Genomic DNA, 20,715 nt, shown 5'->3' with positions numbered 1-20,715 from the left:
TTGGCCGGTCGAACACCTTCCCCCCGTGTACTTCCCCACAACAGGAGTTCCACCCATGTGTTCGATCTTCGGTATTTTCGGCCTGCAGGCCGGTGACGATCTTCCTTCCCTGCGCCGCCATGCGCTGGAGCTGTCGCAGCGCCAGCGTCATCGTGGCCCGGACTGGAGCGGCGTGTACCTGGACGAAGGCGCGCTGCTGGTGCACGAGCGCCTGGCGATCGTCGATCCGGCAGGCGGCTCGCAGCCGCTGCTGTCCGAAGACGGGCAGCTGGCGCTGGCGGTCAACGGTGAGATCTACAACCACCAGCAGCTCAAGGCCGGACTTGCCCAGGCCTATGCCTTCCAGACCGGCTCGGACTGCGAGGTGATCAACGCGCTGTATCGCCAGGGCGGGTCGCCGGCGCAGTGGCTGGAGCAGCTCAACGGCATCTTCGCTTTCGCTTTGTGGGATCGCAGTGCAGGTCGTGTGCTGATCGCGCGCGACCCGGTCGGCGTGGTGCCGCTGTACTGGGGCCATGATGCGCAGGGGCGGTTGCGCGTCGCCTCTGAAATGAAGGCGTTGGTCGATACCTGCGCCGACGTCGCCCAGTTCCCGCCCGGCCACTACTACGACAGCGCCAGCGGTGAGCTGGTGCGCTACTACCAGCAGCCGTGGCGCGCGTACGACGACGTGCAGGGCCGCCAGGCCGATCTGGCCGAGCTGCGCCAGGCCTTCGAACATGCGGTCGAACGCCAGTTGATGAGTGACGTGCCGTACGGCGTGCTGCTGTCGGGCGGGCTGGATTCGTCGCTGGTTGCCGCCGTGGCAGCACGTTATGCGCGTCGTCGCATCGAAGATGGCGGGCAGAGCGAAGCATGGTGGCCGCGCCTGCATTCGTTCGCCATCGGCCTGAAGGGCTCGCCGGATCTGGCCGCTGCTGCGGTGGCCGCCGAAGCACTGGGCACGGTCCACCACGGCTTCGAATACACCTTCGAAGAAGGGCTGGACGTGCTGCCGGAGGTGATCCGCCATATTGAAACCTACGACGTCACCACCATCCGCGCCTCCACGCCGATGTTCCTGCTGGCGCGCCGGATCAAGGCGATGGGGGTGAAGATGGTGCTGTCCGGCGAAGGCAGCGACGAGATCTTCGGCGGCTATCTGTACTTCCACAAGGCACCGGACGCGCGCGAATTCCACCAGGAACTGGTGCGCAAGCTCGATGCCCTGCACAACTACGATTGCCTGCGCGCCAACAAGTCGATGATGGCCTGGGGCGTGGAGCCGCGCGTGCCGTTCCTGGACCGCGAGTTCCTCGACGTGGCGATGCGATTCGATGCCGCGCACAAGATGGTCGGCGCCGGTTTTGGTGGTCGCCGCATCGAGAAGGCGGTACTGCGCGAAGCCTTCCAGGGCTACCTGCCGGACAGCATCCTGTGGCGGCAGAAGGAGCAGTTCAGCGATGGCGTCGGCTACGGCTGGATCGATGGCCTGAAGGCCCACGCCGAAGCACAGGTCAGCGACCGCGTGTTGGCTGCGGCCGACAAGCGCTTCCCGCACAACCCGCCGCAGACCAAGGAGGCGTACTACTACCGTCACCTGTTCGAGCAGTTCTTCCCCAGCCATGCGGCGGCTGAAACCGTGCCCGGCGGCAAGTCGATCGCCTGTTCCTCGCCGGCAGCGATCGCCTGGGATGCCAGCTTCGCCGCCGCCGCCGACCCGTCGGGTCGCGCCATCGCCGGCGTGCACGAGCAGGCCCTGGCCTGATCGGCCGCGCCGAGCGGCGGCCACTCGGGTAGCGCCGGGCCATGCCCGGCGAGCCCTGCAGCGCATGGGCGGCGAGGGACGTATCATCAGCCCCCTGCACATTGGGGAATGTTCATGGACGTACAGACCGGAGGTCCCGTGAGGCCGACGAAGTGGGCTTTGCGCTATCTGGTGTGGGCCGGCGTGCCGCTGCTGGTCGGCCTGCTGCTGGCGCGCTATGCGGGCCCCGGGCTGCCGACGGCGGCAAGCAAGGCCGAAGCCGTGGTTGGCAGTGACTGGGCACATCACCTGGCTTCACCGCTCGGCCTGTTCCTGCTGCAGCTGCTGGTGCTGCTGCTGGTGGCCAAGGGCGCCGGCGCGCTGTTGAAGCGTTTCGGCCAGCCGGCCGTGATCGGCGAAATGGCCGCCGGCCTGATGATGGGGCCGCTGTTGCTGGGCAGCCTGCTGCCGCAGGTGCACGGTGCGCTGTTCCCGGCCGCTTCGCTCGGGCCGCTGGGCATGCTCAGCCAGCTGGGCGTGCTGATGTTCCTGCTGGTGGCCGGCGCCGAACTTGATCTGGGCGCGCTGCGTGGGCGTCGTCGCTTCGCCTTCACCGTCAGCCACGCCGGCATCGCGGTGCCGTTCGTGCTTGGTGTGGCACTGGCCATCTGGCTGTACCCGCAGCATGGCCCGCAGGGCGTGAGCTTTACCGCGTTCGCGCTGTTCGTCGGCATTTCGATGAGCATCACCGCTTTCCCAGTGCTGCTGCGCATCCTCGCTGATCGCGGCATCACCCACACCCCGCTGGGGCAGACCGCCATCGCCTGCGCGGCGCTGGGCGATGCGACCGCGTGGTGCCTGCTGGCGTTGATCGTGGCGGCAGCGCAGGCCACCGGCTGGTTGCCGGCCAGCCTCAACCTGCTGTGCGTGGTGGCGTTCATCGCGTTGATGCTGGGCCTGGTGAAGCCGTGGTTCGCCCGCCAGACCATCGCGCCCGGTCGCGAAGGGCGTTGGCTGCTGGGCATCCTGCTGCTGTCGCTGGCCAGTGCGCTGGTCACCGAAGTGCTCGGTATCCATGCGCTGTTCGGCGCCTTCGCCGCAGGCGTGGCGGTGTCGTCCAACGCGCAGCTGCGCCACCTGCTGGTGGCCAGGGTCGAACCGTTCGCGGTGACGCTGCTGCTGCCGCTGTTCTTCGCCATGACCGGCCTGCGCATGCGCGCCGACGCGTTGCAGACCAGTGACATCGCGTTGTGCGGGGTGGTGATCGCCGTGGCCACGGTGGGCAAGCTGCTGGGCACCTGGAGTGCGGCGCGCAGTACCGGCATGGACTCGCGCGAAGCGTGGCGGTTGGGCGCGCTGATGAATACCCGCGGGTTGATGGAGCTGATCGTGCTCAACCTCGGCTACGAGCTGGGCCTGCTGGGCGACCGCCTGTTTGCGGTGCTGGTGATCATGGCACTGGTGACGACCGCGATGACCGGGCCGCTGTTGAACCTGATCGAGCGCCGCCGCCTCCATTAATGGGGTCAGATCCCTTTTCCACAGGAAAAGCCAGTCCTCATGTCCGGCGCCCCAGTACGGCGACAGCGGATGGCCGCTCTGCCCACCCGGCATGTGCACGATGCCGTCGGCCTCGTGGCCGGGCGAGACCACCATCCGCTGCGAGGCACCGAAGGACGGCGTCTGTACACGCGGCATGTCACGGTCGCCGGGCAGGGGATCGGCCGGCATGCACAACCAGCGACTGGCAAAGGCGGGCAGGGCGCGCGCGACTGGATGGCAGATCGCTGCGGTATTGCGCTCGCCCCAGCTGCGGTGCGCCAGCGGCCCCTGCGCGGACAACTCCGCTTCGGTACGGCGCGCCGCATCGGCCAGCAGTGCATCCCAGCTCGTGTAGGCGGGCGGCAGCAGGTTGGCCGGGCGCTGCTGCAGCATCGGCCAGGCCACGCCTTCCAGCTGCGCCAGGCGCGGTGCCAGGAAATCCTCGCCCAGCGGCGCCCGGGCCGGTGCCAGCAGCGCATCGGTCAACGTATCCAGTACCTGTGTGCGGAACTCGCGCACCACCCGATAGCTGGTCGAATTGATCGCGGCGCGCCCGTCCCAATGGTCACTGACCGGTCTCAACCGCTTCAGTGCCGGATCGTCGCTGTGCACGATCACCTCCTGCAGCAGCACCCACCAGCGCTGCAGGAACACCGCGCGGTCGTCGAGCTGGATCGCCAGCAGGTCGTGCTCGTCGAAGCGTTCCTGCGTGGCCAGCAGATCGCGGATCTGTCGGCCGCGTGCGCCGAGGTCGTAGCCGCCGTTGCCGACGGTGACCAGGGTCGCTTCGTCCACCACGCGGCTGTTGGCGGTCCACAGCCGATGGCTGGGCGGATCGATCAGGCTCGGTGCGGCGTCGCTGCGGATCGGCCAGGGCGCGCAGTCCTGGTTGCCATGAGTTTCATTGAAACCCAGTGGCGCGCAGCCCGGGCCACGGTCAGGCCGCGCGCCGATCAGGCGCCACGCGATACGCCCGCTGCGGTCGCCGATCACCAGGTTCTGCGCGGGAATGCCGGCGTGGTCGGTAATCTGCAAGGCCTGGTCCAGATCGGCGGCGCGTGCCATGTCGGCGAAGTCCATGCGCACTGCGCCCGGCAACTGCGCGACCCAGCGCAGGGCGTCGCCGCTGCCATCGGCGTGGGTGTGCAGGATCGGCCCCCACGCGGTTTCGCGTACCGGAAAACGTACGTCGGTGCCGCCGGCCACGACGATCCGTTCCTCATGCACGGTCACTGCAGCGTCCGCTGGCTCGGTGCGGAAGTCGGCAGTGTCGATGTAGCTGTTGGTGAAGCCCCAGGCCACGTGGCCATTGCTGCCGACAATCACCGCCGGAACGCCCGGCAGCGAGAATCCGCTGACGTCGACCCGGCCACCCGCAGCCTGTGGATCGGGGTAGCGCAGGCGCACACGGAACCACAGGCTGGGCGCGCGCAGGCCCAGATGCATGTCGTCGGCGACGATCGCACGGCCATCGGCGGTCAGCGCGCCGGCAACGGCGAAATTGTTGCTGCCGACCGCGTCGGCATCCTCGGCAGCCGCGCCGGTCGCGGCCTTCAGCGCGCGCAGGTCCAGCTGGCTGGCATCAGGCAGGGGGGCGTTGCCACGGGCAGCGCCGGCCAGCGGCGCATCCCACTCGCTGCCGTCGTGCGCCAGCAGCGCATACAGTGCCGGTGGCACCACCGCGCGGATGCGATCCAGGGCGAGTTCAGACTGGTTGCTGGGGTCCTGCAGGTCGGCGTACATGGCCAGGCCTGCCAGCACGCTGTCGCTGGCCCGCCAGGGTTGGGGCGCCTGCCGCAGCAGCAGATAGGCCCATGGCCGCACCGCCAGGCTGCCCAAGCCCTGGTTGACCCCGTCCACGTAGGCGCGCACGGCGGCAGGGTCGCTGCCCAGTGCGTCCTGCAGATGGGCCTCGGTGCGCGCGCGCAGGCGGTGTACGCGCATGCGCTTGTCGGCTTCGATCGCCTTCGCCCCGAACAGGGCGGACAGTTCACCTGCGGCACTGCGCCGCATCAGGTCCATTTCGAAATAACGTTCCTGCGCGTGAACACGGCCGAGCGCCCGCAGGGCATCAGCCTTGTTGCCGGCGGTGATGGTGACCACCCCCAGCGCATCGCGCTCCACGGTGACCTTGGTGGTCAGCCCGGGCAACGGGCGCTCGCCTTCCAGTTCGGCCAGGCTGCCGCGCAGCAGCAACCACAGGACCAGCACCGCGAGCAGCACGATTGCCACCAGCACACCCAGAATCCACCGCCACGTACGACGCATTGCAGGTCCTTTCCGAGCAGGTCGGCCGATTGTAGCCGCAGGCGCAACTGCGACTGATTCCGATTAGATCACCGTATCTGCAGATGGGGCACCATGGACGCCATCGATTCACAGGAGCTCCCCCCCATGAAAGGCAACCCGGACGTCATCGCCTGCCTGAAGGAACTGCTGCGCGGCGAACTCGCCGCCCGCGACCAGTACTTCATCCACTCCCGCCGCTACGAGGACCAGGGCCTGTTCGCGCTGTACGAACGCCTGAACCACGAGATGGAGGAAGAGACCCAGCATGCCGACGCGCTGCTGCGCCGGATCCTGTTCCTGGGCGGCGACCCGGACATGCGCCCGCATGCCACCGAGCCCGGCAAGACCGTGGAGGAGATGCTGCGCAAGGACCTGGACACCGAATACGCGGTGCGCAACAACCTCGCCGCTGGCATGAAGCTGTGCGAGGAGAAGGGCGACTACGTGAGCCGCGACATGCTGCTGGCGCAGTTGAAGGACACCGAGGAAGACCACGCCTGGTGGCTGGAGCAGCAGCTGGGCCTGATCAAGCGCATCGGCCTGGAGCTGTACCAGCTGAGCAAGATCGACGGCAGCGGCGCCCCGGCGCACTGACCCCGATTGTCGTAGCGCCGGGTCATGCCCGGCTCTACCAGGAGCGCAAAGCAACGTCGCCCGCCAGCACCGGAGCACCGCCAGCCAGCCTTCGCACGCCAGCTGCTCCACCGCTCGCCAGCCGACAAACAAAGAAGCCGGGGAATGCCCCGGCTTTTTTGTGTCTGATGCTCCGATCCCGGTAGCGCCGGGCCATGCCCGGCGGGTTCCCGGTCGCCGGGCAAAGTGTGTCAACCCAGGTTGACACCAACCGTCATTCGACCGACAACCCTTCCACCTTCTGCCAGCCACGCGGCAGCAGATGGCCACGGGTGGCGCGGGCGCCCAGATAGGCGTCGAGCTCGTTGAACTTCAGGCCCATGGTGCGCTGGCCGCTGCGGACCTGCAGGGTCTGGCCGGGGCTGATTGCCACGATGGCGACCACGCGTTCGGTGGCGAGCTTGGCCTTGGGGATCTCGATGATCTTGTTGCCCTTGCCCTTGTCCAGTTCCGGCAGGTCGTTGGCGGCGATCGCCAGCAGGTTGCCCGAACTGGTCACCGCGACGATGCGGTCGGTAGCGACGTTGGCCACCACCGATGGGGTCAGTACCGACGAGCCCGCCGACAGGTTCAGCATCGCCTTGCCGGCCTTGTTGCGACCGATCAGGTTCTCGAAACGGGTGACGAAACCATAGCCGTGGGTCGAGGCCAGCACGAAGCGGGTATCCGGTTCGGCGCTGGCCAGGGTCACGAAGCTGGTGCCTGCGGCCGGCGAGAAGCGGCCGGTCAGCGGTTCACCGTTGCCGCGTGCCGAAGGCAGGGTATGCACCGGCGTGGAGTAGGCGCGGCCTTCGCTGTCCAGGAACGCGACCTGCTGGGTACTGCGTGCACGCACCGCGCCCTGCAGGGCGTCGCCGTCGCGGTAGGACAGGGCGGACGCATCGACGTCGTGGCCCTTGGCGGCACGGATCCAGCCCTTCTCCGACAGCACTACGGTCATCGGCTCGCTCGGTACCAGCTCGGTCTCGTCGATGGCCTGTGCGGCCTGGCGCTGCACCAGCGGCGAGCGGCGTTCGTCGCCGAACTTCTTGGCGTCGGCCTGCAGCTCGTCGCGGATCAGCTTCTTCAGTTTGGCCTTGCTGTCGAGGATGCTGAGGATCTTGTCGCGCTCCTTGGCCAGCTCGTCCTGCTCGCCACGGATCTTCATTTCTTCCAGGCGGGCCAGCTGCTTCAGCTTGGTTTCCAGGATGTACTCGGCCTGGTCTTCGGACAGGCCGAAGCGGGCGATCAGCGCCGCCTTCGGTTCGTCCTCGGTACGGATGATGTGGATCACCTCGTCCAGGTTGAGGAAGGCCACCAGCAGGCCTTCCAACAGGTGCAGGCGACGCTCGACCTTCTGCAGGCGGTGCTGCAGGCGACGGGTGACGGTGCTGCTGCGGAACGCCAGCCATTCGCTGAGCAGCGTCTTCAGGTTCTTCACCTGCGGACGGCCGTCCAGCCCGATCACGTTGAGGTTGACGCGGTAGCTGCGCTCCATGTCGGTGGTGGCGAACAGGTGGCCCATCAGCTGCTCGGCGTCGACGCGGTTCGAGCGCGGCACCAGCACCACGCGCACCGGGTTGGCGTGGTCGGACTCATCGCGGATGTCTTCCAGCCACGGCAGCTTCTTGGCGCGCATCTGCGCGGCGATCTGCTCGATCACCTTCGACGGCGACACCTGGAACGGCAACGCGGTGACCACCACGTTGTGCGCTTCCTTGATGTAGGTGGCACGCGCACGCACGCTGCCGTTGCCGGTCTCGTACATGTTCCGCAGGTCGTTGGCCGGGGTGATGATCTCGGCGTTGGACGGATAATCCGGACCCTTCACGTGCTCGCACAGGTCGCGCACGCTGGCATCCGGGTCGTCCAGCAGGTGCAGCAGCGCGCTGACGATCTCGTTGAGGTTGTGCGGCGGCACATCGGTGGCCATGCCCACGGCGATGCCGGTGGTGCCGTTCAGCAGCAGATGCGGCAGGCGTGCCGGCATCCAGGTCGGTTCCTGCAGGGTGCCGTCGAAGTTCGGTGCCCAGTCGGTGGTGCCCTGGCCCAGTTCGCCCAGCAGTACTTCGGCGATCGGGGTCAGCTTGGATTCGGTGTAACGCATCGCCGCGAACGACTTCGGGTCGTCGCTGGAACCGAAGTTGCCCTGTCCTTCGATCAGCGGATACCGGTACGAGAAGGACTGCGCCATCAGCACCAGCGCTTCGTAGCACGCGCTGTCGCCATGCGGGTGGTACTTACCGATGACGTCACCGACGGTGCGCGCGGACTTCTTCGGCTTGGACGCGGCATTCAGGCCCAGCTCGCTCATCGAATAGATGATGCGGCGCTGCACGGGCTTCAGGCCGTCGCCAATGAACGGCAGGGCGCGATCCAGGACCACGTACATCGAGTAGTCGAGGTAGGCGCGTTCGGCGTACTCGCGCAGCGGCAGTTGTTCGAAACCGTGGAACACGGGACGGGCAAGATCGGTCATGCGGCGTTGTTACCTATGTCGGGAGGCGGTGACGGCGGTCGCCGCTCTCAATCCAGTGATTATCCGGATGCGGCGGGGGATGCCAAGCCGCGTGCAGGGTCAAGGCCCGGTTCCAGGCCGTGGCCGGCCCGTGCCAAGTAGCGTCCGGGCGGTAGCCCGAAGTGTCGCCGGAACACGGTGACGAAGGCGCTGGCGCTGCTGAAGCCTAGTGCGTGGGCGATATCGGCCACGCTGCGGCCCTCGCTGAGCTGCCGCAGCGCCTCGGCCAACCGCGCCTGCTGGCGCCATTGCGCGAAGCTGAGGGTGGTCTCGTCGCGGAAATGGCGGGTCAGGCTGCGCGGCGACAGGCCGGCCCAATGCGCCCACTGCGCCAGGCCGCGCTCGTCGGCCGGGTCGGCCAGCAGCTGCGAGGCGATCTTCAGCAGGCGCCGGTCACGTGGCATCGGCAGGTGCATGCGCTGGCGCGGCGCGGCGCGTATCTCGTCCAGCAGCACGTTGATGATGTGCTGCCGTTCGCTGGTGCTTTCGTAGTCCTGCGGCCAGTCACAGATGCGTTCGGCCACTGCCTGCGCCAACCGCGAGATGCCCAGTACGCATGGGTCGGCGGGCAGTTCGGCGCACAGCGGTGCGGCCAGCACCATGCCCCAGCCGCGCAGGGGGCCATCGATGTGGACCGTATGCGGCTCGGCCGGCGGCATCCAGCCCGCCGAACCCGGCGCCAGCGACCAGGTGCCATGGGAGGTACGGGTGGTCAGCAGGCCGCGTTCGACACAGATCAGCTGCGCGCGAACGTGGTGATGCCAGTCCACTTCGCGGGCCAGCCCCTGCGGGCTGTCGAAGCGGAAGGCGATGACCGGCGGGCCGTCATTGCGCTCGAACCAGTCCAGTGCTTCTTCACGCAGCAGGGTGGCAGGGCCGGGTTCGCCCGCCTTCACGTGGGCCGGGGGTGGCTTGAATGTGACATTCATTGGCTGGATTGTACTACCGGGCCAGTTGGGAGCGCCATTAAGGTGGCGCCTTCACCTGATCCAGCCCACTGCTGCAACACAGCATTCGATGCCAGATCGAATATTTCCATTGAGAAATATTTTTTTTGGAAGAGAATGCTCCCCCATGATCTGTCCTGCAACCACTCCCCCCAGCTTCGGCCTGCTGCTGCGCCAGGTGCGCGACGGCCTGGTCCGCCAGCTCGACGCGTCCATGGCCGAAGAAGACCTCGGCATCGGCTTCACCCACTACATCGGGCTGAAGGTGCTCTCGAACATGGCGCCGTGCACGGCCAACGAGCTGGCCCAGGCCATCGACCAGGTGCCCAGCGCGGTCACCCGCTTGCTGGACAAGCTGGAAGCGCTCGGTTGCGTGCGCCGCGAGCCGCATGCGCAGGACCGGCGTGCGCTGCAGATCGTATTGACCGATGAAGGCCGCGCGCTGTGGGCGCGGTTGAAGCTGCGCGGCGACGCGGTGATGGATTACGCCCTGCGCGATCTGTCCGCCGACGAACGCACGCAGCTGCTGTCCCTCCTGACCCGAATCCGCGATTCCCTGACAACCCCATGAACCCGATCCCGCATCCCACTCTCCGCCGCTCCGGGCGCGCGCTGCTGGTTTCAGCGCTGGCCCTGGCCTTGGCCGCCTGCGCAAGCAGCCGTGGCCTTGACCCGCAGGGCCACGTGCTCGACGTGGACAGCCTGCACAGCGAACGTACCCTGGCCGACAGCGACCTGAGCGCCGCCGGTTTTCCTGCCCAGGACTGGTGGAAGGCACTGGGCGATGCGCAGCTGGATGCGCTGATCGCCGAAGGCCTGGCCGGCCATCCGAGCCTGGACGCCGCCGACGCGCGCCTGCGCCAGGCACAGTCGCAGGTCGGCACCGCGCGCGCCGATCGCCTGCCCAGCCTCTCCGTGTCCGGTGGCTACACCGGCCTGCGCCTGCCCGAATCGATGGCTGGCGATGAAATCGGCGGCCACTACGCTGGCAGCAGCCAGATCGCGTTCGACTTCAGCTACGGCATCGACCTCTGGGGCGGCAAGCGCGCCGCCTGGGAGGCTGCCGTGGATGGCGCCCACGCCGCTACCGTCGAGGCCCAGGCCGCGCGCCTGAACCTGTCCACCGGCATCGCACAGGCCTATACCGACCTGGCCTACGCCTGGCAGCTCAACGACGTGGCCGAAGAAGAACTGGCGCGCTCGCAGAAGTCGCTGCAGCTGACCCGGCAGCGTCGTAGTGCCGGCATCGACAGCGACCTGCAGGTGCGCCAGGCCGAAGCCCGCGTGCCGGCCGCACAGCAGCAGTTGCTGGCGGCGCAGCAGCGCATCGATGCCGGGCGCACGGCGCTGGCCGCGCTGGTCGGCAAGGGCCCGGACCGCGGCCTGTCGATCGAACGCCCGCGGGCGCTGAACCCGCTGGCCCTGCAGTTGCCGGGCGTGGTGCCCAGTGAACTGCTCGGCCGCCGCCCCGACATCGTCGCCGCGCGCTGGCGGGTGGAAGCGGCCGACAAGCAGATCAAGGTCGCCAAGACCCGGTTCTACCCGAGCCTCAACCTGACCGCGCTGGCCGGCGTGGTCGCACCGAATGTCGGCGACCTGCTGCAGAGCAGTTCCAGCTTCGCCTACATCGGCCCGGCGCTGAGCCTGCCGATCTTCGAAGGCGGCAAGCTGCGCGCCAACCTGGCCAACACCGATGCGCAGTACGACCTGGCCGTAGCGAACTACAACCAGGCGGTGCTCGATGCACTGCGCGACGTGGCCGACCAGGTCAACGCGGTGCGCTCGCTGGCGCAGCAGGCGCAGTCGCAGCAGCAGGCGGTGGATACCGCACGCGCGGCGTTCGACCTGGCCCAGCAGCGCTATCGCGCTGGCATCGGCAGCTACCTGGACGTGCTGACCGCGCAGTCCACCCTGCTGCAGTCGCAGCAGCAGCTGGCCGGCCTGCAGTCGCAGCAGCTGCAGACCTCGGTGCGCCTGAGCAAGGCGCTCGGCGGTGGTTTCCGGCCCAGTGACGCTGATGCTGCTCCGCTTGCTTCCCATTCCGATTCCTCGCATTCCTGAAGATGCCTGCCATGAGCCAGACCCAAGACACTGCGGCCCCCGCCGCCCCCAACCGCCGCGGCAAGCTGTTGCGCGGCCTGTTCGTGATCGTCGTGCTGCTGCTGGCGGCACTGGCGCTGTGGTACTTCATGTTCGGCCGTTGGTTCGAAGAGACCGACGACGCCTACGTGCAGGGCAACCAGGTGCAGATCACCCCGCTGGTGGCCGGTACCGTGGTCGCCATCAACGCCGATGACGGCATGCGCGTGGAGCGCGGCCAGCTGCTGGTGCAGCTGGACCCGGCCGATACCTCGGTGGCCCTGCAGCAGGCCGAGGCCAACCTGGCCAAGACCGTGCGCCAGACCCGCGGCCTGTACCGCAGCGTCGAAGGTGCGCAGGCGGACTTGAACGCACGCCAGGTGACCCTGAAGCGCGTGCGTGACGACTTCGCCCGCCGCAAGGACCTGGCTGCCACCGGCGCCATTTCCAACGAAGAACTGGCCCACGCCCGTGACGAGCTGGCCGCCGCCGAAGCGGCCGTGGCCGGTTCGCGCGAGACCGTCGAGCGCAACCGCGCGCTGGTCGACGACACCGTCATCGCCACCCAGCCGGATGTGCAGGCCGCCGCCGCGCAGCTGCGCCAGGCCTTCCTCAACAATGCCCGCGCCGGCATCGTCGCGCCGGTCACCGGCTATGTTGCCCGTCGTTCGGTGCAGGTCGGCCAGCGCGTGCAGCCGGGCAATGCCCTGATGGCCGTGGTGCCGACCGAGCAGATGTGGGTCGAAGCCAACTTCAAGGAAACCCAGCTGCGCCACATGCGCCTGGGCCAGGAAGTGGAGCTGAAGTCGGACCTGTATGCCGGCGACGTCAAGTACAAGGGCCGCATCGACAGCCTGGGCCTGGGCACCGGCTCGGCGTTCTCGCTGCTGCCGGCGCAGAACGCCAGCGGCAACTGGATCAAGATCGTGCAGCGCGTGCCTGTGCGCATCGCCATCGATGCCAAGCAGCTGGCCGAACACCCGCTGCGCATCGGCCTGTCGATGAAGGCCGAGGTGAGCCTGCGCGACCAGAAGGGCGAAGTGCTGCCGAGCGCGCCAGCCAAGGGCACGGTGTTCGACACCGACGTGTACGCCAAGCAGCTGCACGATGCCGATGAGGTGATCCACACGATCATCCAGGGCAACCTGCCGCAGCAGTCCAAGGCGAGCTGAGGTCGGCCATGTCCGCACAAGCTCCAGCTGCGCCCGGCTCTGCGGGCGCACCGGCGGCGCCGGGTGCGGCCGCTGGATTCCTGCCACCCAGTGTGGCCCTGTGCACCGTGGGCCTGGCGATGGCCTCGTTCATGCAGGTGCTCGACACCACCATCGCCAACGTCTCGCTGCCGACCATCGCCGGTAATCTTGGCGCCAGTTCGCAGCAGGCGACGTGGGTCATCACCTCGTTCGCGGTCAGCACCGCGATCGCGCTGCCGCTGACCGGCTGGCTCAGCCGTCGCTTCGGCGAGCGCAAGCTGTTCGTGTGGGCCACGCTGGCCTTCGTGATCACCTCGCTGCTGTGCGGCCTGGCCCAGAGCATGGGCATGCTGGTGCTGTCGCGTGCGCTGCAGGGCTTCGTTGCCGGCCCGATGTATCCGATCACCCAGTCGCTGCTGGTCTCGATCTATCCACGGGAGAAACGCGGGCAGGCGCTGGCGCTGCTGGCGATGATCACCGTGGTGGCGCCGATCTGCGGGCCGATCCTCGGTGGCTGGATCACCGACAACTACAGCTGGGAATGGATCTTCCTGATCAACGTGCCGCTGGGCATCTTCGCTGCGCTGGTGGTGGGCAACCAGTTGAAGGGTCGCCCCGAGCATGTCGAAAAGCCGAAGATGGACTACGTCGGCCTGGTCACCCTGGTGATCGGCGTGGGCGCATTGCAGCTGGTGCTCGACCTGGGCAACGACGAAGACTGGTTCTCGTCGATGAAGATCGTGGTGCTGGCCTGTGTGGCCGTGGTGGCGCTGACCGTGTTCCTGATCTGGGAGCTGACCGACAAGGACCCGATCGTCGACCTGAAGCTGTTCCGGCACCGCAACTTCCGTGCCGGTACGCTGGCGATGGTGGTGGCCTACGCGGCGTTCTTCAGCGTGGCCCTGCTGATTCCGCAGTGGCTGCAGCGCGACATGGGTTACACCGCGATCTGGGCAGGCCTGGCGACGGCACCGATCGGTGTCCTGCCGGTGATCATGACCCCGTTCGTGGGCAAGTACGCTTCGCGTTTCGACATGCGCATGCTGGCCACCATCGCGTTCGTGGTGCTGTCGATGACCAGCTTCCTGCGTTCGGGTTTCAACCTGCAGGTGGACTTCCAGCACGTCGCCGGCGTGCAGCTGATCATGGGCATCGGCGTAGCGCTGTTCTTCATGCCGGTGCTGCAGATCCTGCTGTCGGACCTGGATGGTCGTGAGATCGCGGCCGGTTCGGGCCTGGCTACGTTCCTGCGCACGCTGGGCGGCAGCTTCGCCGCCTCGCTGACCACCTGGTTGTGGGCACGTCGCACGCAGGTGCATCACGCGGACCTGACCGAGCACATCTCGGCCTATCAGCCGGGCATGCAGGACCAGGTGGCGGCGATGGGGCAGGGCGACCTGCAGCATGGTGCGGCGGTGCTGAACAACATGATCAACCACCAGGCATCGCAGATGGGCTTCAACGACATCTTCTTCCTGCTGGGCTGGATCTTCCTGGCGATCATCTCGTTCCTGTGGCTGGCCAAGCCGCCCTTCGGTGCGGGCGCGGGTGCTGCCGCCGGTGGCGGGCACTGATCGATCGCTGTTGCTGAAAAACAAAACCCCGCCGGAAGGCGGGGTTTTTGTTTGGGCGTTGCTGGTAGTACGGGGGCATGCCTTTCCAATATCAAATGGAGTGCCGTGGCAAATCCAGGTCAAGCGGACTGACTCGGGCCTAGCGTGTGCGATACACGCGCTTGAACACCACGCGGTCGCGGAGCATCTGGCTGATAGCCCACATTCCTGCCACAAGTACGACGCCCCCCGTGACCCAGCCGGCAGCGGCCTGCACGTGGCTGCCGACAAATGCGCCGCAGATGATGGCGGCGACGATGACAAGCAGGTGAGCTTCCTTCGGAGCGCCGTAATGGACCTCCGCCTGGCATCCCACGCAGACGGTTACGCCGTAGTTGGAGTTGGTGTGGCAGTGGGGGCAGATAATGCTGCGCTGCATGGAGCGTCCTTTGTAGGAGGAATGGGCGCTGCGGCAGAGCATGATGTCGCGTCTGCCCGCGGCAGCAGTAAATCTGCCTGCGGGGAAGAGGAAATTGGGTGGATTCCGGCTAGGAAAAGTACGAATCCGAGCGTAGCGTGAAATGAATTCGGGTACGCATGATGTTCAGAGCGTGGCGGCGAAGTGCCGAAGGGGGATCGCAAGATCAAGCGGCCGCCAGATGGGGCCGGATACGACACGTCGAGCAGCAATCGCATGCAACACCGCGTCCCGAACGCCGGGCATGAAAAAACCCGCTTGCGCGGGTTTGATCATTGTCTGAGTCATGGTGCCCAGGAGAGGACTCGAACCTCCACGAAGTTGCCCCCGCTAGCACCTGAAGCTAGTGCGTCTACCAATTCCGCCACCTGGGCGACTCAGGAGGAGAATTTTGCAGGAAGGCTGGATATGTGTCAACACCATTTCACACATTTTTTTCTGCACCGGCTTCCGCGTCCACATCCAGATGCAGCAGCAGGCTGCGCATCGGTGGCGAGAGCGATTTCCAGTCGGCGAACGCGGCGCACAGCCTTCGTTGTGCCCATGCGTTGCCGAGTGCAACGGCGACGATGCCGGTGGCCCGCCGATATTGCCGCGCGATCGTGCGCGGCGCGATGCCCACGCCGATGCCATGGCCCACCATCGTGCACAGGCCTTCAAAGGTCTTCATGCGGATGCGCACGTCGAGCGTGCGTCCGGCCTCTGCCGCCAGCTCTTCGATATAGGTCTGCAGCGCATTGCCGTCGGCCAGGGCGACGAAGGTCTCGCCCAGCACATCGCTGAAGTCGAGCGAACGCCGCGCGGCGAAGCGGTGGCCGGCCGGCAGCAGCATCATCAGCGGGTCTTCGGCAACGACATGACGACGCAGTCCATCGGCGGGAACGGCATCACTGATGATGCCGGCCTCTGCCTGGCCGGCACGGATCGCGCGCACGACTTCATTGCTGGTGCGTTCGTGCAGTTCGACGCGCAGGCGAGGGCGCTCTGCCAGCCATGGGGCCAGCCGCGCGGGCAGGTAATTGGTCAATGCCGCGGTGTTGGCGTACAGGTGCAGCGTGCCGCGCGCGCCGTGGGCGAACGCCTGCAGTTCGCCGCGCAGCTGCGCCTGCTGCTGCAGGATCAAGCGCGCGTGATGGGCCAGTGCGGCACCCGCTTCGGTGAGGCTGATGCCGCGCGGGTGACGGGTCAGCAACGCGGTGCCAGCGTCGGTTTCGATGGCGCGCAGGCGTTCGCTGGCCGACCCCAGTGCCAGATTCGCCTCCACCGCGCCGGCAGTGATGCTGCCGGCTTCGGCCACCGCCAGGAACAGGCGCAGATCGGCAATGTCCAAGCGCATGTCGTTTGCTCCGCTCGGCCCTGCCTTCGGCTGGTCCGAAGGCCCAGGCGGGAAGACCGCATTGTGCGCGCCTGCGGCGCCGGCTCCAATGGCGGCATGAACGAGACGACGTACTTCTATGGGTTGCTGGTGGTGGTGTTCGTGCTGGCCGGGGTGGTCAAGGGCGTGACCGGCATGGGCCTGCCGACGGTGGCGATGGGACTGCTGGGCGGCGCGTTGTCGCCGGTGGCAGCGGCCTCGATGCTGTTCATCCCCACCTTCGTCACCAATGCCTGGCAGTTGCTGTCCGGGCCATCACTGGGTCGCACCCTGCGGCGGCTGTGGCCGATGATGCTGGCCGTGGTGGTGGTGACGCTGGGCTCGGCCGCGCTGCTGGTACGGATGGATCGTGATGCCTCGCGCGCCGCGTTGGGCGTGGCGCTGGTGGTGTATGCGCTGTACGCGCTGGTGGCTCCGGTGTTCCGCGTACCGCAGCGGCGCGAGCGCTGGCTGGGGCCGCTGGTCGGGGCGGTGTCCGGCGTGGTCACCGGCGCCACCGGCGTGTTCGTCATGCCGGCGGTGCCGTACCTGCAGTCGCTGGGCTTGCAGCGCGAGGAGCTGGTGCAGGCGCTGGGCCTGGCGTTCACCGTATCGACGATCTCGCTGACCACCGGGCTGGTGCTCAACGGTGCGTTTGGCGTGCAGCAGCTGGGGTTGAGCGCGCTGGCGGTGCTGCCGGCGTTGCTGGGCATGTGGCTGGGGCAGGTGATCCGCCAGCGCATCAGTGCGCGCCTGTTCCGTGCCTGCTTCCTCGGCTTCCTGCTGTTGCTGGGCCTTGAGCTGCTGCTGCGTTCGTGGTGGTGATGCCGACCGGACGCCAGACAAGAAAAAACCCGCTTTCGCGGGTGTTTTTCATTCTCGACATGGTGCCCAGGAGAGGACTCGAACCTCCACGAAGTTGCCCCCGCTAGCACCTGAAGCTAGTGCGTCTACCAATTCCGCCACCTGGGCGTCGAGGAGAAGAATTATGGGGTGCCGTGACGGAGGTGTCAACACCCTTCTGAAATTCCTGCGTCCAACGCGCTCAGTAGATCCACGCCATGCGTGGATGGGTGCGGCAGCCGGATTTCAGGCAAAAAAAATCCCCGCCGAAGCGAGGAGTTTTTTCGTTGGTGCCCAGAAGAGGACTCGAACCTCCACGGTTTTACCCGCTAGTACCTGAAACTAGTGCGTCTACCAATTCCGCCATCTGGGCGTTCCAGAGGCGCAATTGTGAAGATGAACCCGGGGCCTGTCAACGATTTCATGAAAATTCTTAATGGGGGTACTGCAACGGGTTTGCTGACCCGTTCTGCACGCCCACAGCGGCTACCATGGAGGGCGATGACTACCAAAAAACCAAGCAAGGGCGGGAGCAAGTCCCGCAGTGAAGCCCCCAACAAGGGCACCAAGCAGGGCACTGCCCGCAACAACAAGCCGGGCAAGCCGTTGCCGGGTTGGCTCCCCGCACTGGCCGAAGGCGGCGCACCGCCTCCGGGGCGTGGCCGCCGCAACCCCGAGCCGCCGGGCCCGGCACCGGGTCGCAAGCTGCCACCGGCGGGCAAGGTGATCGATGATCCCTATGCTTCCCGCGAAGCGGAAAAGTACGAACAACCCATTGCCAGCCGCGAGGCCATACTGGCCCTGCTGGAACGCTGCGAAGGGCCGCAGACGGCTGAGGAACTCGGCGCACGCCTGGGCCTGACCGCACCGGACCGTGCCGAAGCACTGTCGCGCCGGCTCGGCGCCATGGTCCGCGACGGCCAGCTGGTGCAGAACCGTCGAGGCGGCTTCGCGCCCATCCAGACGTTGAACCTGGTCACCGGCGTGGTGATCGCCAATCCGGAAGGGTTCGGCTTCCTGCGCCCGGTCGAGGGCGGTGACGATCTGTTCCTGCCGCCCTATGAAATGCGCAAGGTGATGCACGGCGACAAGGTGCTGGCACGTGTCACCGGCATTGACCACCGCGGCCGTCGCGAAGGCAGCATCGCCCGCGTGCTCGAGCGCGGCATGACGCGCCTGATCGGCCGCTTCAGCGTCGAGATGGGCATCAATTACGTAGTGCCCGATGACAAGCGCATCCAGCGCAACGTGCAGGTACCGCCGGACCAGACCGGCGGCGCGAACGATGGCCAGCTGGTCGTCTGCGAACTGACCCAGGCGCCGGACAGCCGCCGTCCGCCGATCGGTCGCATCATCGCCGTGCTCGGCGACAAGCTGACTGCCTCGCTGGTGGTGGAAACCGCGATCCACGGCCACGAGCTGCCGTTCGAGTTCCCGCAGGAGGTGCTGGACGAAGCCGCGTCGGTGCCGCTGGTGGTCGAGCCGGCGATGATCGGCGGCCGCGTCGACCTGCGCAGCACGCCGCTGGTGACCATCGATGGCGAGGACGCCAAGGACTTCGACGACGCGGTGTACTGCGAGCCGAACGCCGATGGCTTCCGCCTGGTGGTGGCCATTGCCGATGTCTCCAACTATGTCCGTCCCGGCACGCCGCTGGACGATGAAGCACAGAAGCGCGCCACCTCGGTGTACTTCCCGGGCTTCGTGGTGCCGATGCTGCCGGAAACGCTGTCCAACGGCATCTGCTCGCTGATGCCGAAGGTCGACCGCATGTGCTTTGTCTGCGACATGCAGATCGACCGCGAAGGCGTCGTCACCCACTCGCGCTTCTACGAGGCGGTGATGAATTCGCACGCGCGCCTGACCTACACCCAGGTGTGGCAGGCGGTGGGCGAGGACGATGCCGGTGCCAAGGCCTTTATCGGTGACCTGTTGCCGCAGGTGCAGCGCCTGCACCAGCTGTACAAGGTGCTGTCCAAGGCGCGCAGCAAGCGTGGCGCGATCGAGTTTGAAAGCAGTGAAGTCCGCTTCGTACTCGACAACCGCGGTGAAGTCACCCAGGCCGGCATGCTGGTGCGCAACGATGCGCACAAGCTGATCGAAGAATGCATGATCGCGGCCAACGTGGAGGCGGCCAAGTACCTGTTGTCGCGCCATGTGCCGGCGCCTTACCGCGTGCACGAGAAGCCGCCGGAGACCAAGTACGCCGATCTGCTGGAATTCCTCAAGGAGTTCAAGCTGAGCCTGCCGCCGTGGTCGAAGGTGCGCCCTGGCGATTACACCAAGCTGCTGAAGAAGATCCGCGACCGTCCGGATGCCACGCTGCTGGAATCAGTGCTGCTGCGCAGCCAGAGCCTGGCCGTGTACAGCCCCGACAACAACGGCCACTTCGGCCTGGCGCTGGAAGCGTATGCGCACTTCACCTCGCCGATCCGTCGTTACCCGGATCTGCTGGTGCACCGGGCGATCAAGCATGCGCTGTCGGGCAAGCCGCTGGACAAGTTCACCTACACCGCCCGCGAGATGGCAGCACTGGCACTGCAATGTTCCGAGCGAGAGCGTCGCGCCGATGAGGCCGAGCGTGAAGTGGATGAGCGTTACCGCGCGGCGTGGATGGAAAAACACGTCGGTGGCCAGTTCGACGGTGTGATCAGCGGCGTGACCAGCTTCGGCCTGTTCGTGGAGTTGGCCGACTCGAAGGTGCAGGGCCTGGTGCACGTGACCCAGTTGCCGCAGGACTATTACAAGTTCGACGCGACCCGCAAGACGCTGACCGGCGAGCGCCGCGGCAGCAGTTACCGGCTGGGTGACCAGGTGCGCATCCTGGTGCTGAAGGCCAGCATGGAAGAACGCAAGATCGACTTCCGCCTGGTCGAGCACAAGGGCGAGGAAGAGGAAGCAGGCCCGGCCCCGCTGCCCGAGCGCGGCAAGCCGGCCAAGCGCACCAAGAAGCAGTATTGAAAGGTGTGCCGACCAACGGTCGGCACCTACCTCACCCGGTAGGTGCCAACCGTTGGTTGGCACGACGTTTCGGAGGAAAGCAGCAATGCAGGGCCAACCCGAATACAGCGGCGGCTGCCAGTGCGGCGCGATCCGCTTCCAGGCGCGGGGCGAGCTGACCGACAGCTCGATCTGCCACTGCCGGATGTGCCAGAAGGCCTTCGGCGCCTACTACGCGCCACTGGTGTCGGTGCGCGGTGTGCAGTTCAGCTGGACCCGTGGCCAACCGCGCTATTTCCAGTCGTCCAACGTAGTGCGGCGCGGCTTCTGCGCCGATTGCGGCACGCCGTTGACCTATGAGGCCCCCGATGGCGTGGCGGTGGCCGCCGGTGCGTTCGACCAGCCTGAACGACTGCCGCCAACCCTTCAGTACGGCGTCGAGCGCAAGCTGCCCTTCGTCGATGGGCTGGGCCGGCTGCCGGCACGCCGCACGGAACAGGACATGGCCGCGCTGGAATTCCTGGCCACGGTCGTTTCCCACCAGCATCCCGACCACGACACCCCGCACTGGCCGCCGCGCACGCGCGGGTAGCGACGGGCCTTGCCCGGCGGGGCGACGGACAACGGTCGCCGGGCATGGC

The 20,715-nt window shown here is 67.0% G+C and carries 14 protein-coding genes, 3 tRNA genes and 1 pseudogene; 10 read left to right on the top strand and 8 right to left on the bottom strand.

Annotated features, from left to right (window positions below; genetic code table 11):
• The first annotated feature begins 55 nt into the window (after positions 1 to 55).
• Together asnB and TEP_RS12905 are read left to right on the top strand one after the other, a co-directional pair.
• Entirely contained in the window at positions 56 to 1,747 is a 1,692-nt protein-coding gene (gene asnB, locus TEP_RS12910; protein ID WP_132825527.1) for an asparagine synthase B, read from the top strand.
• Between the two features lie 108 nt (positions 1,748 to 1,855).
• Entirely contained in the window at positions 1,856 to 3,247 is a 1,392-nt protein-coding gene (locus TEP_RS12905; protein ID WP_132826533.1) for a cation:proton antiporter, read from the top strand.
• Between the two features lie 27 nt (positions 3,248 to 3,274).
• Here TEP_RS12905 and TEP_RS12900 read toward each other — a convergent pair.
• A pseudogene (locus TEP_RS12900) lies at positions 3,275 to 5,536 on the bottom strand (penicillin acylase family protein); the annotation flags it as partial.
• Positions 5,537 to 5,662: 126 nt separating this feature from the next.
• Between TEP_RS12900 and bfr the strand changes: the two are divergent.
• Positions 5,663 to 6,151 (top strand): bacterioferritin, encoded by a 489-nt coding sequence (gene bfr / locus TEP_RS12895; protein ID WP_025877631.1) that lies wholly within the window; start codon positions 5,663 to 5,665, stop codon positions 6,149 to 6,151.
• A gap of 253 nt (positions 6,152 to 6,404) precedes the next feature.
• On the opposite strand, the gene parC is transcribed toward bfr, so the two are convergent.
• Positions 6,405 to 8,648 carry a DNA topoisomerase IV subunit A gene (gene parC, locus TEP_RS12890; RefSeq protein WP_132825526.1) on the bottom strand — a complete coding sequence of 748 codons (2,244 nt, stop codon included), beginning with the start codon at positions 8,646 to 8,648 and terminating at the stop codon, positions 6,405 to 6,407.
• Positions 8,649 to 8,707: 59 nt separating this feature from the next.
• Complete coding sequence (locus TEP_RS12885) at positions 8,708 to 9,616, bottom strand: helix-turn-helix transcriptional regulator (protein ID WP_032975809.1); 909 nt, start codon at positions 9,614 to 9,616, stop codon at positions 8,708 to 8,710.
• A gap of 145 nt (positions 9,617 to 9,761) precedes the next feature.
• On the opposite strand from TEP_RS12885, the gene emrR reads away from it, so the two are divergent.
• Genes emrR through emrB form a run of 4 tightly spaced genes read left to right on the top strand, consistent with a single transcriptional unit; the run spans position 9,762 to position 14,480 of the window.
• Positions 9,762 to 10,205 carry a multidrug efflux system transcriptional regulator EmrR gene (gene emrR, locus TEP_RS12880; RefSeq protein ID WP_025877626.1) on the top strand — a complete coding sequence of 148 codons (444 nt, stop codon included), beginning with the start codon at positions 9,762 to 9,764 and terminating at the stop codon, positions 10,203 to 10,205.
• Positions 10,202 to 11,695, top strand: a complete 1,494-nt coding sequence (gene emrC, locus TEP_RS12875) for a multidrug efflux transporter outer membrane subunit EmrC (RefSeq protein ID WP_132825525.1) — start codon at positions 10,202 to 10,204, stop codon at positions 11,693 to 11,695. Before emrR ends, emrC begins: the two co-directional genes overlap by 4 nt.
• A gap of 11 nt (positions 11,696 to 11,706) precedes the next feature.
• Entirely contained in the window at positions 11,707 to 12,885 is a 1,179-nt protein-coding gene (emrA, locus tag TEP_RS12870) for a multidrug efflux MFS transporter periplasmic adaptor subunit EmrA (protein ID WP_132825524.1), read from the top strand.
• Between the two features lie 8 nt (positions 12,886 to 12,893).
• A complete protein-coding gene (gene emrB, locus TEP_RS12865; protein ID WP_132825523.1) occupies positions 12,894 to 14,480 on the top strand; it encodes a multidrug efflux MFS transporter permease subunit EmrB in 1,587 nt (528 codons plus the stop codon).
• Positions 14,481 to 14,619: 139 nt separating this feature from the next.
• Here the strand turns inward: emrB and TEP_RS12860 are convergent, their stop codons facing one another.
• The 3 genes from TEP_RS12860 to TEP_RS12850 form a co-directional block, all read right to left on the bottom strand.
• Positions 14,620 to 14,898 carry a hypothetical protein gene (locus tag TEP_RS12860; RefSeq protein WP_132825522.1) on the bottom strand — a complete coding sequence of 93 codons (279 nt, stop codon included), beginning with the start codon at positions 14,896 to 14,898 and terminating at the stop codon, positions 14,620 to 14,622.
• Positions 14,899 to 15,224: 326 nt separating this feature from the next.
• Positions 15,225 to 15,311 (bottom strand) — tRNA-Leu (locus TEP_RS12855).
• A gap of 50 nt (positions 15,312 to 15,361) precedes the next feature.
• A complete protein-coding gene (locus tag TEP_RS12850; RefSeq protein ID WP_132825521.1) occupies positions 15,362 to 16,273 on the bottom strand; it encodes a LysR family transcriptional regulator in 912 nt (303 codons plus the stop codon).
• Between the two features lie 96 nt (positions 16,274 to 16,369).
• On the opposite strand from TEP_RS12850, the gene TEP_RS12845 reads away from it, so the two are divergent.
• Complete coding sequence (locus TEP_RS12845; RefSeq protein WP_132825520.1) at positions 16,370 to 17,116, top strand: sulfite exporter TauE/SafE family protein; 747 nt, start codon at positions 16,370 to 16,372, stop codon at positions 17,114 to 17,116.
• A gap of 60 nt (positions 17,117 to 17,176) precedes the next feature.
• On the opposite strand, the gene TEP_RS12840 is transcribed toward TEP_RS12845, so the two are convergent.
• Both TEP_RS12840 and TEP_RS12835 read right to left on the bottom strand, forming a co-directional pair.
• Positions 17,177 to 17,263 (bottom strand) — tRNA-Leu (locus TEP_RS12840).
• A gap of 159 nt (positions 17,264 to 17,422) precedes the next feature.
• Positions 17,423 to 17,507: transfer RNA gene (locus tag TEP_RS12835), tRNA-Leu, on the bottom strand.
• 128 nt (positions 17,508 to 17,635) lie between these two features.
• Here TEP_RS12835 and rnr point away from each other — a divergent pair.
• Both rnr and TEP_RS12825 read left to right on the top strand, forming a co-directional pair.
• Positions 17,636 to 20,095 carry a ribonuclease R gene (gene rnr, locus TEP_RS12830; protein WP_132825519.1) on the top strand — a complete coding sequence of 820 codons (2,460 nt, stop codon included), beginning with the start codon at positions 17,636 to 17,638 and terminating at the stop codon, positions 20,093 to 20,095.
• A gap of 85 nt (positions 20,096 to 20,180) precedes the next feature.
• Positions 20,181 to 20,666, top strand: coding sequence for a GFA family protein (locus tag TEP_RS12825; RefSeq protein ID WP_025875409.1), 486 nt, complete (start codon positions 20,181 to 20,183; stop codon positions 20,664 to 20,666).
• Positions 20,667 to 20,715 lie beyond the last annotated feature (49 nt).

The organism is Stenotrophomonas sp. TEPEL (assembly GCF_004348785.1).
GTDB lineage: Bacteria > Pseudomonadota > Gammaproteobacteria > Xanthomonadales > Xanthomonadaceae > Stenotrophomonas > Stenotrophomonas indicatrix.
The sequence above is the reverse complement of the archived record's forward strand: the minus strand, read 5'-3'. Positions and strand labels throughout refer to the sequence as shown.

What these genes read in the sequence shown, in the direction of transcription:
- asnB (WP_132825527.1), top strand. Translation starts at nt 56, where the DNA reads ATGTGTTCGATCTTCGGTATTTTCGGCCTGCAGGCCGGTGACGATCTT.
- TEP_RS12905 (WP_132826533.1), top strand. Translation starts at nt 1,856, where the DNA reads ATGTTCATGGACGTACAGACCGGAGGTCCCGTGAGGCCGACGAAGTGG.
- bfr (WP_025877631.1), top strand. Translation starts at nt 5,663, where the DNA reads ATGAAAGGCAACCCGGACGTCATCGCCTGCCTGAAGGAACTGCTGCGC.
- parC (WP_132825526.1), bottom strand. Translation starts at nt 8,648, where the DNA reads ATGACCGATCTTGCCCGTCCCGTGTTCCACGGTTTCGAACAACTGCCG.
- TEP_RS12885 (WP_032975809.1), bottom strand. Translation starts at nt 9,616, where the DNA reads ATGAATGTCACATTCAAGCCACCCCCGGCCCACGTGAAGGCGGGCGAA.
- emrR (WP_025877626.1), top strand. Translation starts at nt 9,762, where the DNA reads ATGATCTGTCCTGCAACCACTCCCCCCAGCTTCGGCCTGCTGCTGCGC.
- emrC (WP_132825525.1), top strand. Translation starts at nt 10,202, where the DNA reads ATGAACCCGATCCCGCATCCCACTCTCCGCCGCTCCGGGCGCGCGCTG.
- emrA (WP_132825524.1), top strand. Translation starts at nt 11,707, where the DNA reads ATGAGCCAGACCCAAGACACTGCGGCCCCCGCCGCCCCCAACCGCCGC.
- emrB (WP_132825523.1), top strand. Translation starts at nt 12,894, where the DNA reads ATGTCCGCACAAGCTCCAGCTGCGCCCGGCTCTGCGGGCGCACCGGCG.
- TEP_RS12860 (WP_132825522.1), bottom strand. Translation starts at nt 14,898, where the DNA reads ATGCAGCGCAGCATTATCTGCCCCCACTGCCACACCAACTCCAACTAC.
- TEP_RS12850 (WP_132825521.1), bottom strand. Translation starts at nt 16,273, where the DNA reads ATGCGCTTGGACATTGCCGATCTGCGCCTGTTCCTGGCGGTGGCCGAA.
- TEP_RS12845 (WP_132825520.1), top strand. Translation starts at nt 16,370, where the DNA reads ATGAACGAGACGACGTACTTCTATGGGTTGCTGGTGGTGGTGTTCGTG.
- rnr (WP_132825519.1), top strand. Translation starts at nt 17,636, where the DNA reads ATGACTACCAAAAAACCAAGCAAGGGCGGGAGCAAGTCCCGCAGTGAA.
- TEP_RS12825 (WP_025875409.1), top strand. Translation starts at nt 20,181, where the DNA reads ATGCAGGGCCAACCCGAATACAGCGGCGGCTGCCAGTGCGGCGCGATC.